This window comes from Aurantimicrobium sp., assembly GCF_036667855.1.
In the GTDB taxonomy this organism is placed as follows: domain Bacteria; phylum Actinomycetota; class Actinomycetes; order Actinomycetales; family Microbacteriaceae; genus Aurantimicrobium.
This window is the reverse complement of sequence record NZ_JAVWTF010000023.1, coordinates 1-15,742: the sequence shown is the minus strand read 5'-3', so window position 1 is coordinate 15,742 and position 15,742 is coordinate 1. Positions and strand designations below refer to the sequence as shown.

The window sequence follows — 15,742 nt, the reverse complement described above, 5'->3', positions numbered from 1 at the left end:
AGTTGAGCGTATTAAAACGTGTGCGCTCGTTGTTGAAAGGGACCCACCTCATGGGCTACAACCGCCTCAAGGCATTTGAAGAAACTGGTTATGTCGTCCTCGACAGCTATGACCAGGCTGCCGACCCCAAGGAATGGCTCGACATTGAGTATGTCGACTGGAAGTCTTCCGGTGTTACCCGCTTCGCTCCTTTGGCTTCTGCCTTCGGCGAGATGGAGTGCAACGGTTTCTGGAACCACACCCCTCCTCGCACCGACAAGGACGGCGTCTGGGTTAAGAAGAACGTAGAGCTTGCTCCCATCTTGACCAAGCGTGCACAAGAGCCCGGTTCTAACATCGGTCGCTGCCGCGTTATCGAGCTGCAGCCCAACAAGTACTCTGACGCTCTGTACAACATGCACCAGGACGACAACAACCGTCTGAACCCAGATGGCACTGGCTGGATTGTTCGTGGTTTCTTTAACCTCTCCGACAACCCAGACTCGATGATGATCCTGCGCGAAGACCGCCTGGACCCTTCGACTGAGATCCGTATTCCTCTGCCCGCAGGTGCACAGCTCATCGTGGACACCCAGCGCTTCTGGCACGCCGTATGGCACCAGGGTGACGAGCCTCGTTACTGCCTCATCACCTCATGGGAGTCCGGTCCCGAGCTCGACGCATACATTGAGAAGTACCACGGTAACCCTCGTGCAACCAACTACCCACTGTCTGATGAATTCATCGCAGCTGGTCAGGCTGAGTTCGAGCGTCGCCTTGAAGAGCGTCGCTTAGCTCTCCTCGCCAAGGGCATCGTCGAAGAAGGCGTCAAGGATCCTGAAGCGGAAGCAATGTAATTCTCTTCCTTAACGAAGTAAACCCCCGGTTATCGAAACCGGGGGTTTACTTGTGTGTGGTCTAGTTGGGAAGTGCTGCCTCAATGGCTTCGATGATCGCAGGATCGTCTGGCTTGGTTGTGGGGCGGAAGCGCTTGATTTCTCCGTTGGGGAGAACCAAGAACTTCTCGAAGTTCCACATCACTGGGCCGGCCTTGCCGCCAGCATCCTTGGTCTTGACCAGCTCGACATAGAGCGGGTGACGTTTACGACCATTGACATTTGCCTTCTCCATCATGGGAAAGGTGACGCCCCAGGTGGTGGAGCAATACTCCGCAATGTCGTCGCTGTTCTTGAGTTCCTGCAGGAACTGGTTTGAAGGAATGCCCACGACGGTGAAGCCGCGTGGTCCATACTTCTTCTGCAATTCTTCGAGCTGCTGGTATTGCGGAGAAAGTCCACACCTACTTGCCACGTTCACAACAAGAACTACTTTGTCGGAATAAGCGCCGAAGGTAGTGGGTTTTCCATCCAGAGTGGTCAGTTCAATGTCATTCAAGCTCATACTTCTGAGGCTAACGCGGCTTGCAGGGTGAAACAATGGAGAAACCATGACAAACAATGCGCCGTCAGAGAACTTGCCCATCATTCACGATGGCATCATCGATCCACCTCACGATGTTGAGGTGCTCTCAGCTGATGAGTTCAAGCTCGCTTTTCGCAACCACCCTGCTGGTGTCGCCATTGTGACGGCAGATGCGGGCAAGGGACCCGTGGCGATGACGGTGACCAGTGTGTTCTCCGTCAGTGCAGAGCCACCTCTGCTGGTGTTCTCTGCTTCGGCACAGTCTTCTGCCACTCCCACGATCGCTGAGGCAGACACCGTCGTGATTCATCTGCTCGGGGCAGATCAGCTTCACTTGGCCAAGCTTGCAGCAACAAGTGGCGCCAACCGCTTCCCTGATGACATTGCCTGGGAGAAGCTGCCCACCGGTGAGACGGTCTATTCCGAGGCCCACGCCTGGATTCGTGGTCGCACCGTGAACAAGCTCAAGGCTGGAAACTCGACCGTGTTTTTGATTGAGGCCCTGGAAGCCAAGACTCCGGCAGAGGGAAGTAGTGAACTGGATGCCAGTGCCGCCCACCCGCTGGTTTATCACAACCGCACCTGGCACAAACTAGACAGCAACTCCAAGCTCGACGCATGAGTCGCTTCAGCGACAGCATTCGCTCACACCTGCTGGAAACCTTCTCGGGAGACACGGCAGGCACTCCCTATTGGGTGAAAAACATCGAAGCCGGTGATGACATTGGTTTCTTTGGCCCCGGTTCGGCATCCTGGGCGGTCCATGGCGGGATGCCCACCATGGTTGCGGGCATTCGAGCACTTCTGATGCAGACATTGCATCCCGGCGCAATGGCAGGGGTGCACGACTGGTCTCGCTATAAAGAAGACCCGCTAGGACGCCTGGCAGGAACTATTCAGTGGCTGATTACCGTCACCTTTGGTGACACCAAACTCGCTGAATATGAATCGTCTCGTGTGGCCAAGTTCCATGACCGGGTCCGGGGAACATATATCGATGCTCAAGGCGTGGAACGCCCCTACAGAGCCGATGATCCCGAGTTGCTCTACTGGGTTCATGTCGTCTTCACGGACGCTTTCCTGGGCTGTCAGCAAGCGTGGGGAGAAGCTATTCCTGGCGGGGCTGACCAATATGTCCATGAATGGTCTAAGGCCGGAGAGCTGGTTGGTGTTGCCAACCCACCACGCTCGGAAGCTGAGCTCATTGCGGCATTGCACCAGTTTAATGCCGACGGCGTACTCAAGCACGATGAGCGTGTGGAAGAAACCATCGAGTTTTTGAAAAAGCCACCACTGCGCAAGAGCATGATGCCGTTCTATCGCATCATGTTTGGCGGGGCAGTTGCGAGTATTCCTGAGGAATACCGACAGATCCTGGGCCTCAAGAAGCCGTGGTGGCCTGCATTCTGGATGACCGGGGTCATCCTCAAAATGCTCAGAATCCTGCTGGGCCCATCCTCGACTTCAGAAGATGCTGCACGCGTTCGAATTGCGCGCCTGAAAGCTGAAGGAAAACTAGCGAGCTAGTTCATTCAAGACGGCAGCGTGAAGCTGTCCGTTAGTGGCCAGTGCGCTGCCGTGCCACACATCTGCGTGACCGTCGATGGAGGTAAAGGTTCCACCAGCCTCGGTGACGATGGGCATGAGTGCAGCCATGTCATAGGGCTTGAGATCGAATTCGCCAGCAACATCCAAGATGCCTTCGGCCACCATCATGTATGACCACATGTCGCCATAGGCACGCGTGCGCCAGACTTTGCGGCTGAGGTTGACCAGTTCGTCGAGGTAGCCGGCCTGGTCCCACTGCTGGATGGAGTTGTAGCTGATGCTGGCGTCTGCCAGTTCTTTCACGCCTGATACTTCCAGCTTGCGAGGTACTGCCACGGCAACCATGGGCTGCTCGAGGTATTCAGAAAGCTCTGCAGGCAGAGGAATGTTGGCTAAGGGATCGCGTGACTCGTCCACCCAGGCACCATTACCCTTGGAACCCCACCAGCGCTTGCCTAGTGCAGGAGCACTGACCACACCAATGACGGGAACACCATCAATGGCGAGAGAGATGAGTGTTGCCCACACAGGAACACCGCGCAGGAAGTTAGACGTGCCATCGATGGGGTCAATAATCCATTGACGGTGAGGGTGGTCCGCGGTACCGGTTGGGTGCTCTGAAACAGTACCTGCTTGTTCCCCAAATTCTTCACCCAGCATGAAGTCTTCTCCGCGCTCGCGGCTGAGGATGTCAATGATTGCCTGCTCAACAGCACGATCTGCATCGGTGACAGGTGTCTTGTCCGGTTTGGTGCTCACCTCAAGATCCATAGCCAGGAATCTGGTGCGAGAAATTTCATCTGCTGCATCAGCGAGCTGAAGTGCTAGTTGTAGGTCTTCATTGAGGGTGTAGTGGCGTCTGGTCACGTTTCCACGATACTCGCCTGAACAAATAAGAAGTCCCTCCTAAATTCTCTATGTTCTCGAAAATATGCGGATAGAGTACTTCCAATTTGCGCTTACACAACTAGTTGTTGTGAGTTTGGGCTTTCCAAAAGTGAGATATTTCCAATACAGTCATATTAGACTTTTGTTCTGATTCTGAATTATCAGAAAGTCTTATCCCAGAAACGAAAAAAATCGATGTCTTTGTCTAAAAAGTTTGCTCTAGTCACTTCAACAGCACTTGCATCAGTACTTGTACTCAGTGGATGCGTAAGCAAGGCATCTGTAGACGAGGACCTTTCAGCTGGTCAAACGACTGTTAACTGGTTAACCACCGGAGCAAGCATTGTCTTATCTGTACCAAATTTCGACGACGACACAAACGATTGTGATTGGGGTTCTACAAGCGTTAATCCCGTAGTTGTCGTCAACACATATTCCCAGGACATGAATTTCAGCATCACAGTAAACCCAACCCTTGCAAGAAATCTCAACTTCTTCCCAGTTTCGAGTGATGACGGTTCAGGAAATGATGGTTGTGAATTATCTAGTGAATATGCAGGCACACAGTACATAAATGTTCCCGCTGGCTCCAACGGTACGATTGTGGGTTACATTGTGGCCGGCGGGGGACAGGGGGGGACCAACAATGAAGGTGGTGACAATAACGTTGCCATTGGAGCGGGTGGTACACAGTGGTACGACTTTTGGCTCCACGTCGATACTCTCAATGAGGGATACCAAAACCTAGAACTCAACTACAGCAACACTGGTGGTACAGACACTTCACAAAATGTTCAAACAGGTCTTTTCAACGGCTTGGATTGCTCTGTGGACAGTTCTGGATCGCTCACGATTGCGTCTCCCGCGGTACTCACAACCCCATACACATCGAACAACGCAAATGCTTGGACCTTTCAGCAAAACCAGCCACTTTGCTTTGGGTTCCTGCAACCAAACAGCTCTACTCAGGGATAAATGATCGTGGGAGGAATTGCAAAGATTGCTTTAGCAAGCTTGTGTATGAGCTTCCTTGTTCTAACAGGATGCTCTACGGCCCCTCCCGAACAAACCGTCACATCAGGTGTGACAAGCATCCCTCTCGATGTCTCCAAAGCAAAGGGTTCAAAAAGAGCCGTTATTCAGGCTGAAATATTAGGCACAAGCCTTACTTTTCTTTTTGACACTGGATCTGTGGGCTTATCAATTTTTTCCACTTCAGCACCGGAAGAACTTGCAAGCGCAACCGGAACTTCCTTCCAAGATTCATTTGCAGATGGCGTTCAAGTTTCCGGTGTAATTGTTCCAGCTTCAATAACTGTTGCTGGAAAAACAACTGGTGCCCCCATCGATATCGGAATTATTCAATCAGTCTCCTGTGTTGAGGAAACCCCTGATTGTGACGCAGCAACTGGAATGGAATCCTTCGCGAAAACAATAGGTGCAGATGGCATATTCGGTGCCGGTTTTTGGAGCAACGGAAGCTTATTCAGTCCACTTTTGCAACTAGATGGACCAACCCCCGCAGCAGTTTCTGTGCATTGGGATGGTCGCGAAGGTGCTGTTCAGCTTTACAGTTCTCCTCAGCAGATGCCGGGAAATGTAGCTCAGATGCCAAGCGCCTCTCCTGCAAGCCTTCCAAATGGTGTTCCGGCCTGGGATAACCAGAACGTTCAAATTTGTTGGCAAATACAAGATGCTCAATCAACGTGTGTGCCTACGGTATTCGACACAGGTGCTTCAGCTATGTCATTCCCAGAAGGTTTTCCAGGTACTCCTGACAGAGAAGTCCAAGAGCTTGTTTCAGGTACAACCATCACTGGAACTATAGATTCCGGGGGGCAGGCATTTGTTTCTCTTATCACTGGAGAAGAATTGGGTAAAAACCTGGTTACGGTATTCCCTAACACGCAAATGGTGAACACAGGAATTGGTCTTTTTGCAGAATACGAAGTTCTGTTTTCAGTTCAAAGCGGTGAAATCTCGTTAACTGCTCACTCATAGCTTTGTTTTCTTGTTGAAAAAATTGTGGAATAACAGGCTCAAGTTCTACTGATTTACTGGGCGAATCTCTTTTCAGGTCAAGTGTGTGACCAATCAGATGTAAAGAGTCGCCTGTAAATAACAAGAAAGCCCTTCCAAAATGGAAGGGCTTTCTCTTTTTGTTGCGGGGACAGTGTGTGGTTGCAACACATAGGAATACCCTGTCGCAAGACATAGGAATACTTCACTGCTCAACTAGAGCATGAACAAAGCCCGGCTCATCATCACCGCGATCAACGTCGAGAAAATCTCACAAGCCGAAGCAGCACACCGATACAGCGTCATCCCGAGCTGGCCGACAACTCCCTCACTAAAGCCAAACCAGACCCCTCACTACTGAACACAGAATCCAGAGTCCGCTACGACAAAGTCGACACAACTGGATCCATCTCGTTCCGTTACGCAGGCAAAATGCATCACATCGGAATCGGACGACACTACAAAAACACTCGCGTCATCATGCTCATCGACGGACTAGAAATCAGGGTCGTTGACCAACAAACAGGAGAACTACTGCGAGAACTCATCCTCGACACAAGCCGGGATTACCAACCCCAGAAATGAAAGAATCCCCTGAACCCGTGGGTTCAGGGGATTCCGATGTCTTGCGACATCACATGGTTGCGGGGACAGGATTTGAACCTGCGACCTCTGGGTTACAGGCGATCAATTCAGAAACGTTCCGAGAAATAGCCGATACTTGGCGTATTTACGCGGAAGATTAGTCTACCTATTCATATGTAAGCCTACCTTCTCAGACCGACTTCTACTGTTTCGTGGCGGTACTTTCGGCGGTACTTTTCAAACCGTGCCTGCTTGCGTTCGCGGGTGCCTCCGAGACGAAGTGCTCACGACTGGAAGGAGAGAGAGAGCAATGAGTGATGCTACAGCACAGGCAGCGCCTGCGAACAGGCCGCGCAAGCGAGACGTGCGGTTCAGCGAAGCTGAGCACGCACTGGTCGAGCGGTCGGCGGCGAGCTACGGACTGACGCCCTCGGCGTTCGTCCGTGGCGCTGCTGTCGATGCGGCGAGGGAGCAGCAGGGTCTGCCTCCCGAGCGGCGCGGCCAGGCTGCGGGGGCCACGCCGCCGCAGCTCACGGCAGATGCCGTCGCAGTGCTGGGCGCGCTGCGCACCGAGGTGAAGCGGGTAGGGGTCAATCTGAACCAGCAGACCCGCCTCGCGCACCACGGGGTCATCGACCTGCGCCAGGTCGGCCCCACAGTTGAGGAGGTGGCCGCGCTGTGCGAGCAGGTGGTCGCCCTGCTCGGCGGCAGCTCGAAGGGAGTGGCGTCATGATCGCGCCGAAGGTCTCGCCCGTCTATGACCTCGGGGCACGGGCCGACTACCTCAGCTACGGCACCGGCGATAAGAAGCACCAGCACCTGCGCCAGGGCACCGACAGGATCGCGCCCGGCTTCTACTGCGATGCTCCGAGCATCGAGGAGTTCATCGCGCTGGGCAACCGGCTCGCAGAGCAGCATGGTCGCAAAGTGAAGGCTCAGAGCTACATCGTCTCTGCCGGGGCCGACGAGCTGAACAAGGACGATCCTCGCGACCAACAGTGCATGGGTGACTACGGGTTCATGCTCGCGAAGAGGATGCACCCGAACAGCCCGTGCATGGTCGTGGTGCACGACGACGGCGGCGTGCTGCACGCCCACGTGACCGTGCTCAACCACGACGAAGCCACAGGGCTTGCCCTGCGTGACTTCCGGGTGCACTGGCAGGTCAAGCGTGCCAACGATGAGCTTGCTCGTGAGATGGGTATGCGCGTGGTCGAGCCGCAGCAGCGCCAGCCTCTCGAAGCCTGGGCGACCCGCCGCGCCGAGCTGCCCGAGTTCGACCAGCAGCTCGGTGATGCGGTGGCCGAGGCTCGTGCTGCCGCGCTGGCTCATGCGCAGCCGAGCATGACGGTGTTCGTTGCTGAGGCGAACGCTCGCGGTGTCGAGGTCGTCGAGCACGATCACGTCGTCAAGAGCGGCGACCGTTCCGGTCACGCCGAGGGCGACACGGTAACCGGTATCACCTACCGGATGCGTGACGAGACTACGTCCAAGCGTCGGATGCGGCGCCGCAAGGCGTCAGCGCTCAGCTCTGAGTTCACCCACGACGCCCTGGTGTCCGAGTTCGAGCCGCAGCTTCTGCCCGTACCGGCGCCCGCGCCGCAGCAGGCGGCACCGTCGTTCAGCAGCGGGCTTGCAGGGCTTCGCCGTCGCCGTGACCAGGAAGAGCAGCAGGCCCAGCAGCAGGCAACCGAGCCCGCAGAGCACGAGCATGCCCCTGAGGCGCACGAGACAGCACCTGACGCGCTTGTAGGGCCGAAAGTGGCCGAGAGTGCCGAGAGGGCGCCTGAGGCTGCCACGCAGCCGCCTGCGGTCTCCCGGCAAAAGCGGGTGCCGTTCGTGGTCGAGAGCGAGCGTGAGCGGCTGGTGCGTGAGATGCGTGAGGAGCGTCAGACTGGGCCGAGAGACGATGGGTATGTCTTCGGCGCAACCTGACGCTCCACCAGTCATTCGACCGTTCTCGCGTGTCGCTTGCTTCGCGATCCTCATGGGGTGGGGCGGGCTCTTACGCACCTGTGTGGGTTGCTCATTGCTTTCGCGGCCTGCCCCACCCGATCAGGAGTATCGGCTGACTGTGGGGGTGGTTCTTGCTTCCCCTAACGGTATGACCCGGCAGGGGAAGCAAGCACAGGGCCAACTACTGGTGGGCGCGTCGTTTCGCGATACGGTTTGCGGTGATGATCCCCGCACCGAGCAGCAGTGCGACGAGTGCTCCGATGAGCAGCGCCGACTGAGTTTCACTCCCGGTGACTGCGAGCGAGGAGTCCACACTCTTCTCGGGGCCCTTCGGGTCGTTCACCACTGGAGTCTGCGTGACCGGGGTCGGATTATAGGTGAATCCACCCGCATAGGTGACCGGGGTCTGTGCTACACCGTTGAGCGTCCAAGACACGACCACATCGACCGGGCCCGCCACATGTGCTGGGGTATCGACGGACCAGGTGCCGTCACCGTTATCGATGATGCTCGTGCCCGGGAGCCCGTCGAAGGTCACCCCAGTGACAATGACGTCCAGGAGCACCAACACCGGCACGTTTCTGCTAGTGTTCGTACCGTCACCGAGCTGACCGTACCCGTTGTCTCCCCAGGCGTAAGTGTTGCCATCAGAACCAAGCGCCAACGAGTGGCTGCTGCCAACACTGATGCTGGTGAACGTCACCCCCGCAGGAGCCTGCACCAACACCGGCACGTCGCTGTCAGTGTTCGTACCGTTACCGAGCTGACCGCTGAAGTTGGCTCCCCAGGCGTAAGTTTTGCCATTAGAACCAAGCGCCAACGAGTGGCTGTAGCCAACACTGATGCTGGTGAACGTCACGGCTGGTTCTGGCACGGTCACGGTAGTTCCACCCGCCTCCGGTCCGTTGTTCGGCGTGGGGTTGGCATGGGCGGCAACGGCGCTGCCCAACACAAGCGCCGCCGTCACGGCGGCTGCGGAGATAGATCTCCGTAAACGATGCTTCATTCTCTTCCCTTACTTGTTAACAGTGCACAGATCAGGATCTATACTACTGTTGTTAGTCAAGACACGCAAGGGCCGGTAATCTGTCGCGAGGTCTGCTATCAGTAGCTAGCGTTACTCTGACGCCAGTTGCCTGAAGCTCTCCCGCTTGCTGCTGTCCCGTCCGAATCAGCATCGATTTGAAGAGTGAACGAGCCGCCGGGTGCAGTGTTCTGCACCTCGAACACGATCGATGCATCAAAGCCCTGGGGCTGGATCGGAGCGCAGACGGTGATTTTGTCGTTCGTGTCGCATTCCAACCCGTCTGGGGCAGATAGGAGGGTGGTGCCGGGTGAGAGTTCCAGCGTGAGCTGGCGCATGATGAACGACGTATCTTTCTGCGCGGCGAGGTCCGCGCGAATGGTGTGCAGCACACCAGCGTCGGTTGTGTCGAGGGAGACGTCGAAGCTCAACCCGTACGGGTTCATGTCGTCGAACGCGCCCGTGTAGGTGATTTCTTTGCCCGGCGTGGTGCCGAACACGGTGTAGGCGAGACCCGCGACGGCCGACACGAGAAGGCAGGCGACACCTGCCATGAGCACGATTCTTGACGAGAGCGCCCGCGCGAGAGGGCCGGCCCTACCAGGCCCAGCAGCAAGCGCGGCGGCAGCTGCTGGTGCGGGAATGCTCATGCCAGGCAGCGAGGGCACCCCGCCGTTTTGGCGGGGTGCCTGGGTGTCACCGGCGGCCTGTGTCTGTGTCAAAGGTTTAGTTGCCGGATGTGGTTCTGGTGCGTCGTCGCCCGTGATAGCTGCGGCGGGGGCTACCTCGTGGTGAAGCTGTGCGACTACCAGAAGCGGCAGCAGCCCGAATGCACTCAATATGGTGGCGAAGCGTCGCCAGTTGCGCTGGCAAGGCTCGCACTCGTCAATGTGCTGCATTCCGGGATCTGCCTGCGCATGCAGGCTGGGGGCTTCACGCACGCGGGCGGGGAGCCGTTCGGCGTTTTCCTGACATGCTTGCTCACCGTCACTCAGATGCTCGATGAGTACTTGCCGGTACAGTGCCTGTTTCGCGCGGGAAAGGAGGTTGGAGATCGCTGGAGCTGGCCTGTCCAGCGTCTCGGTCAGATCTCCCGGCTTCCTACCTTCGACGGTGACGGCTTGAAGCACGGTCCGATGCTCTGGTTTGAGCTTGCTCATCGCACGAGAGACGACCTCCATTTCACGAACGACATCTACTTGTTCAATATTGCCTGCGGTGGTGAAGACTTCTTCGGCGGCTGATTCTTCAAGCGGTCGTTCTCGTGCGCGCGGTGACCGGAACTTATTCGCGTAAGTATTCCGCATGATCGTCGTTACGTAGGCGCGCGGGTTCGAGGTCGGGCCTTGACCGTTTTGCCATTGTTCGAGCAGCTTCAGCAGGGCTTCTTGAACGAGCTCTGCGGGTTCTTCTTTCGGGCCACCTACGGTGCGGCTACGGCCGTCTGTTTCGATAATTTGACGGGCCGCACTCATCCAATACGGCAGATGAGCAGTAATCATCGCTGAAAGAGCCGAGGCATCACCCTGCTGTGTCAGCACGGCCTGATCTGTACCCCCCCACGAAACCCCCTCATAGTCATTTCTCATCCTATGACCTTTATCTCCTCACGGAGATATGGGGCGACCGCCCGGCAGGATAATGGGGGGGCACTGCGGGGTGGTCGCCCCATGCCCGAACGTTGCTTGACAACTCGGGTCGGCGGGTCGCGCACTTGGGGAGAAGCGCTGGGGGTGACCCGCCATGAGAGCAAGACACATTACTGTCCTGAATTTGTCGCTTGTCGCCCGTAACGGCCTGTAACCACTCGTGTACCCAGTGTGGGTTCGGAGCAGGTACAACGTATTTGTTGATGTATCAGCAGATTTGGGGCCCGTGTACCCAGTTGCTGCGTGTACCCAGTCGAAATGACTTTATTCCGCAGAGGTCAAATATCGTGATTTCTGAAAAATGACGATACAAATCGAGACCGAAGAGGCGAAACAGCATCACGAGGGATCGCCAAAAGTGTGCGTTTATCAGGGGAAACGCGCGTGCGCGCGGGCATGTGCGACTGTCAAGATCATGCACCGAAGTTGTATCGTCATTTTTCAACCCTCGAAAATGACGATACAAGCCGGTGCGGCCCAGTGACCGTTTTGCCGCGGAATCATGCGGATCTCGGTGGTTCTCGTTTGTATCGTCATTTTGTATCGTCATTTTGCAGCTCGAAAAATGACGATACATTTCCGCAGTGCTGCCCGACCCGGCGCGGCACCGGCGACATGACGGTGCCCCGCACCCGCGAAGCGGGGGCGGGGCACATGTCACAGACCCGCGCCGGGCCCGGCGCCGAGATCTCAGCTCGCGCCGTTACGGCTGTAGCGCCGATCTTCGCTGAGACTACCGCAGCCTACCTCGCAAGATACGTGGCGGTACTTTTGGCGGTACTTTGCGACTTTCGCTAAAAAGCCAACAGCCCCTGATCTGAGGAATCCCAGATCAGGGGCTGTTTTTCGTTGCGGGGGCAGGATTTGAACCTACGACCTCTGGGTTATGAGCCCAGCGAGCTACCGAGCTGCTCCACCCCGCGTCGGTAGTACCAGTTTACCACGGCAAAAACGGGCGCCAGACCAGTAGCCTAGATGCATGGATTCAGGCACCCACTACCTCATCATTGCGTTGTCGATCGTGGCAGACATCATTTTGTATAACGTTGTAGCTCGAGCAGCTTCAGGCAAGGTGGGGCCAAATGCGTGGGCCGGTATTCGCACCAAGGCAACGCGCAAGAATGACAAGACATGGCTTGCAGCACACGTAGCCGCTTACCCACTTATGCGAGACACAGCCCTGGCGAATGCAACGTTGTTGATTATTTCGTTGTTCTTGCCCAGTGAATTTCAGGCTTATCTCGTTCAGGTCGCTACAGGTGCATTGCTCGCAGGTGTGATTTTTGCTGGAGTACAGGGCCAGAAAGCGGCAAAGGCAGCCGATGTCTAACAAACCAGCGGGCCTCTCGAATGATGCACTCTGGCCACGTGCCGGGGGATGGCCTACGTCAGAAGACATTGCACCAGGAAAGCGCATTGATGTCGCACTGGTGGGTATTCCTGCGTCGCAGACATCGCTGAGTGCAACGAATGCTCACGAAACCCCTGATGCCATTCGTGCCGCGCTCTATCGCTACTCTCCCGCACTGATGCAGGACCGCGGCGTGCTCGATAAGAACCTGCGTAACGACCCTGCCATCATCGACCTGGAAGAACTCACGGTTGCTGACTTTGGTAACGTGACTGACCCTGACTCACCCGCTGGTGAGGCTCGCACCATCGCGTTGATGGCCGACGCTGCTAAAGCTTCTGAATTAGTGATTGCTTTGGGTGGCGATAACTCCATCACTGTGGCTGCAGCACTTGGGGTGTGGGGTAGTGACCTGGAAACCGCAGGTCTGATTACCCTCGATGCGCACTATGACCTGCGAGATGGTGTGAGTAATGGTTCCCCCGTGCGCAGACTGATCGAAGCGGGCATGAACCCCGAACGCATTGTCCAGATTGGCATTCAAGACTTTGCTAACTCAGCGAGCTATGCCCGTCGTGCTCAAGAGTTCGGCATCACTGTGATTCACCGTGATGACCTGGAACGTCGCTCCATGGCCGAGGTCATGGCTGAAGCACTCTCGATTGCCGGCTCTGCTGGTGGACCCATTCACGTGGATCTCGACGTGGACGTGTGTGACCGCGCTGTGGCACCAGCTTGTCCTGCCAGTGTCCCTGGAGGTATCAGTGCCTTCGAGCTTCGCCAGGCTGCGCGTGCTGCTGGTAAGCACTCACAGGTTCACTCCATCGACCTGGCTGAGATTGATGCCACGATGGATGCGCCCGACGGTCGAACCATTCGCTTAGCGGCGCTGTGTGTTCTAGAAGCTGTCGCTGGCCTTAGCCAGCGATAAGTTCGCCGTCTTTCCAGACTCGACCAATCAGGGGAACTCCTGGGCGATAGGCCAGGTGAACATAGCTGGGTGCTGTGATCTCAGCGAGATCAGCCCGCATGCCGACGGAAATCTTTCCCACATCAGTGCGCTGTAGTGCCTGGGCACCACCTGCAGTGGATGCCCACAGGGCTTCTGCAGGGGTCATACCCATGTCACGCACGGCAACGGCAATACAGAACGGCATCGACGAGGTGAAGCTCGAGCCAGGGTTGCAGTCAGTAGAGAGTGCAACGCTCACCCCAGCGTCGATCAGGCGACGCCCAGAAGGATAGGGCTGCTTGGTGGAGAACTCCACACCAGGCAAGAGTGTTGCCACCGTCTGGGACGCTGCAAGAGCGTCCACATCTGCATCTGAAAGATATGTGCAGTGATCAACAGATGCTGCGCCCACCTCAATAGCCAAAGCGATGCCTTCGCCTGGGCCAAGTTGTGAAGCATGAACGCGAGGGAGAAGACCTGCTTCCTTGCCGGCATTCAAGATACGACGAGATTCCTCGACCGTGAAGGCACCTTCTTCACAGAAGACATCAATCCACTTGGCGTGAGGTGCACACTTCTCGAGCATCTGCCCGATAACCAGCTGAACGTAGTCTTCGCGGTTGTCTGTGAACTCTGCAGGAACGACGTGAGCTCCAAGGAAGGTCACCTCTTCGGTGACTTCGCGGGCTAGACGAACCAGGCGTTCTTCTGTCGCCACGTCGAGGCCATAGCCGCTCTTGATTTCCACCGTGGTGGTTCCCTGAGCGTGCATCTCGTTGAGGAGGGCGTGCAGGCGCTCGCGAAGTTCGTCATCGCTGGCTTCACGAGTGGCAGCGACGGTGGAACGTATTCCACCAGCTGCATACGGTTTGCCTTCCATGCGGGCAGCAAACTCTCCAGCACGATCGCCAGCGAAGACGATGTGGGAATGGGAGTCAACAAACCCTGGAATTAGGGTGTTTCCGTGCAGATTGACCACCGCGTCGATATCGAAACCGCCACCGGTTTCGGCATCTACCGCTCGTCCTACCCAGGCAACCAACCCGTTGTCCACGATCATGGCGGCGTTCTCGATCTCTCCCGTGGGAGTCTGAGTGCCGCCGGCGCGCACAGCTTCGCTCGGGTTATTCGTGACAAGTAAACCGATATTGGTGAAGAGTGTGCGGGTCATGATTGTGAGCCTAAGGCTTAGCCTTCCTGTATAGGAACACGCAGACCGCGCTCGCGAGCAACTTCCTCAGCACGCTCGTAACCAGCATCCACGTGACGCATGACGCCGGTGCCGGGGTCATTGGTGAGAACACGCTCGAGCTTTTGTGCTGCCAGAGGAGTGCCATCGGCCACGGTGACCTGACCAGAGTGGATAGAGCGGCCGATGCCAACACCACCACCGTGGTGGAGGGAAACCCAGGTTGCACCCGATGCTGTGTTGAGCAGAGCGTTGAGCAGTGGCCAGTCGGCGATAGCGTCCGAGCCATCCTTCATTGCTTCGGTCTCGCGGTAGGGGGAAGCTACCGAACCAGAGTCCAGGTGGTCACGACCAATCACGATGGGGGCTGAGAGTTCACCGGAGGCGACCATCTCGTTGAACTTCAGACCGGCAAGGTGGCGCTCCTTATAGCCCAACCAGCAGATTCGAGCAGGTAGACCCTCGAAGTGAACCTTCTCGCCCGCCTTGGTGATCCAGCGCTTGAGGTGTTCGTTCTCGGGGAAGAGCTCGAGGATTGCCTTATCGGTCTTGGCAATGTCTTCGGGGTCACCAGAGAGCGCAGCCCAGCGGAAGGGGCCATTTCCTTCACAGAACAATGGACGGATGTAGGCAGGAACGAATCCGGGAAATTCGAAGGCGCGGTCATAGCCGCCGAGCTTGGCTTCTGCACGAATAGAGTTGCCGTAGTCAAAGACGATGGCGCCAGCATCCTGAAACTCAACCATGGCCTTGACTTGCTTGGCCATGGCAGCACGGGAGTGCTCGGTGAACCAGACTGCGTCTGCTTCTGCCTTGGTGTGCCATTCCTCAACCGAGACACCTTCAGGCAGGTAGGAGAGCGGGTCGTGAGCACTGGTCTGGTCGGTGACGATGTCGATAGGAACTTTGCGCTCCAAGAGCTCAGTGAAGACATCAGCTGCATTACCCACGATGCCTACAGAAAGCGGGGTCTTGGATTCCTTCGCTGCCAGTACGCGAGCAATGGCGTCATCGAGGTCATGGGTCATCTCGTCGAGGTAGCCGTGCTCAACGCGGCGCTGCAGACGCGTGGCGTCGACATCCACGATAAGGACGACTCCGTCGTTCATGGTGACGGCCAGGGGCTGAGCGCCACCCATGCCGCCACAACCGCCGGTCAAGGTCAGGGTTCCAGCCAGAG

15 protein-coding genes and 1 tRNA gene are annotated in these 15,742 nt (G+C 56.7%); 9 read left to right on the top strand and 7 right to left on the bottom strand.

Annotation, left to right across the window (positions count from 1 at the left end; translation table 11 throughout):
- Window positions 1-50 precede the first annotated feature (50 nt).
- A complete protein-coding gene (locus RR877_RS06170; RefSeq protein WP_332550682.1) occupies window positions 51-836 on the top strand; it encodes a hypothetical protein in 786 nt (261 codons plus the stop codon).
- Between the two features lie 61 nt (window positions 837-897).
- Here the strand turns inward: RR877_RS06170 and RR877_RS06165 are convergent, their stop codons facing one another.
- Window positions 898-1,380 (bottom strand): glutathione peroxidase, encoded by a 483-nt coding sequence (locus RR877_RS06165; protein ID WP_110232999.1) that lies wholly within the window; start codon window positions 1,378-1,380, stop codon window positions 898-900.
- 46 nt (window positions 1,381-1,426) lie between these two features.
- Between RR877_RS06165 and RR877_RS06160 the strand changes: the two genes are divergently transcribed.
- The gene (locus RR877_RS06160) at window positions 1,427-2,023 is read left to right on the top strand and encodes a flavin reductase family protein (protein ID WP_110233000.1); all 597 of its coding nucleotides are present in this window, start codon (window positions 1,427-1,429) and stop codon (window positions 2,021-2,023) included.
- Window positions 2,020-2,928: an oxygenase MpaB family protein gene (locus RR877_RS06155; protein ID WP_332550681.1), complete on the top strand. Its 909-nt coding sequence runs from the start codon at window positions 2,020-2,022 to the stop codon at window positions 2,926-2,928. The genes RR877_RS06160 and RR877_RS06155 overlap by 4 nt, the downstream gene beginning before the upstream one ends.
- Here RR877_RS06155 and RR877_RS06150 read toward each other — a convergent pair.
- Entirely contained in the window at window positions 2,917-3,816 is a 900-nt protein-coding gene (locus RR877_RS06150) for an inositol monophosphatase family protein (protein WP_332550680.1), read from the bottom strand. The genes RR877_RS06155 and RR877_RS06150 overlap by 12 nt on opposite strands.
- 216 nt (window positions 3,817-4,032) lie before the next feature.
- Between RR877_RS06150 and RR877_RS06145 the strand changes: the two genes are divergently transcribed.
- From RR877_RS06145 to RR877_RS06130, 4 genes are all read left to right on the top strand, one after another.
- Window positions 4,033-4,812, top strand: coding sequence for a hypothetical protein (locus tag RR877_RS06145; protein ID WP_332619075.1), 780 nt, complete (start codon window positions 4,033-4,035; stop codon window positions 4,810-4,812).
- Complete coding sequence (locus tag RR877_RS06140; protein ID WP_332550678.1) at window positions 4,813-5,838, top strand: DUF3443 family protein; 1,026 nt, start codon at window positions 4,813-4,815, stop codon at window positions 5,836-5,838.
- Window positions 5,839-6,751: 913 nt separating this feature from the next.
- Complete coding sequence (locus RR877_RS06135; RefSeq protein WP_332550677.1) at window positions 6,752-7,174, top strand: hypothetical protein; 423 nt, start codon at window positions 6,752-6,754, stop codon at window positions 7,172-7,174.
- On the top strand, window positions 7,171-8,376 hold the full coding sequence (locus RR877_RS06130; protein WP_332550676.1) for a relaxase/mobilization nuclease domain-containing protein: 1,206 nt from the start codon (window positions 7,171-7,173) through the stop codon (window positions 8,374-8,376). The genes RR877_RS06135 and RR877_RS06130 overlap by 4 nt, the downstream gene beginning before the upstream one ends.
- A 202-nt stretch (window positions 8,377-8,578) precedes the next feature.
- Here the strand turns inward: RR877_RS06130 and RR877_RS06125 are convergent, their stop codons facing one another.
- From RR877_RS06125 to RR877_RS06115, 3 genes are all read right to left on the bottom strand, one after another.
- Entirely contained in the window at window positions 8,579-9,277 is a 699-nt protein-coding gene (locus RR877_RS06125) for a hypothetical protein (RefSeq protein WP_332627804.1), read from the bottom strand.
- Between the two features lie 224 nt (window positions 9,278-9,501).
- Window positions 9,502-10,962 carry an RNA polymerase sigma factor gene (locus tag RR877_RS06120; protein ID WP_332550673.1) on the bottom strand — a complete coding sequence of 487 codons (1,461 nt, stop codon included), beginning with the start codon at window positions 10,960-10,962 and terminating at the stop codon, window positions 9,502-9,504.
- 957 nt (window positions 10,963-11,919) lie between these two features.
- Window positions 11,920-11,993 (bottom strand) — tRNA-Met (locus RR877_RS06115).
- Window positions 11,994-12,049: 56 nt separating this feature from the next.
- Between RR877_RS06115 and RR877_RS06110 the strand changes: the two genes are divergently transcribed.
- Both RR877_RS06110 and RR877_RS06105 read left to right on the top strand, forming a co-directional pair.
- Window positions 12,050-12,400, top strand: a complete 351-nt coding sequence (locus tag RR877_RS06110; RefSeq protein ID WP_280800557.1) for an SdpI family protein — start codon at window positions 12,050-12,052, stop codon at window positions 12,398-12,400.
- A complete protein-coding gene (locus RR877_RS06105) occupies window positions 12,393-13,352 on the top strand; it encodes an arginase family protein (RefSeq protein ID WP_332550672.1) in 960 nt (319 codons plus the stop codon). The genes RR877_RS06110 and RR877_RS06105 overlap by 8 nt, the downstream gene beginning before the upstream one ends.
- Here the strand turns inward: RR877_RS06105 and hutI are convergent.
- Together hutI and RR877_RS06095 are read right to left on the bottom strand one after the other, a co-directional pair.
- The gene (hutI, locus tag RR877_RS06100) at window positions 13,339-14,544 is read right to left on the bottom strand and encodes an imidazolonepropionase (protein WP_332550671.1); all 1,206 of its coding nucleotides are present in this window, start codon (window positions 14,542-14,544) and stop codon (window positions 13,339-13,341) included. The two genes, RR877_RS06105 and hutI, sit on opposite strands and share 14 nt — an antisense overlap.
- Before the next feature lie 17 nt (window positions 14,545-14,561).
- Window positions 14,562-15,742, bottom strand: a 1,181-nt coding sequence (locus RR877_RS06095) for a urocanate hydratase (RefSeq protein ID WP_332627803.1), incomplete at its 5' end; no start/stop codon positions are given.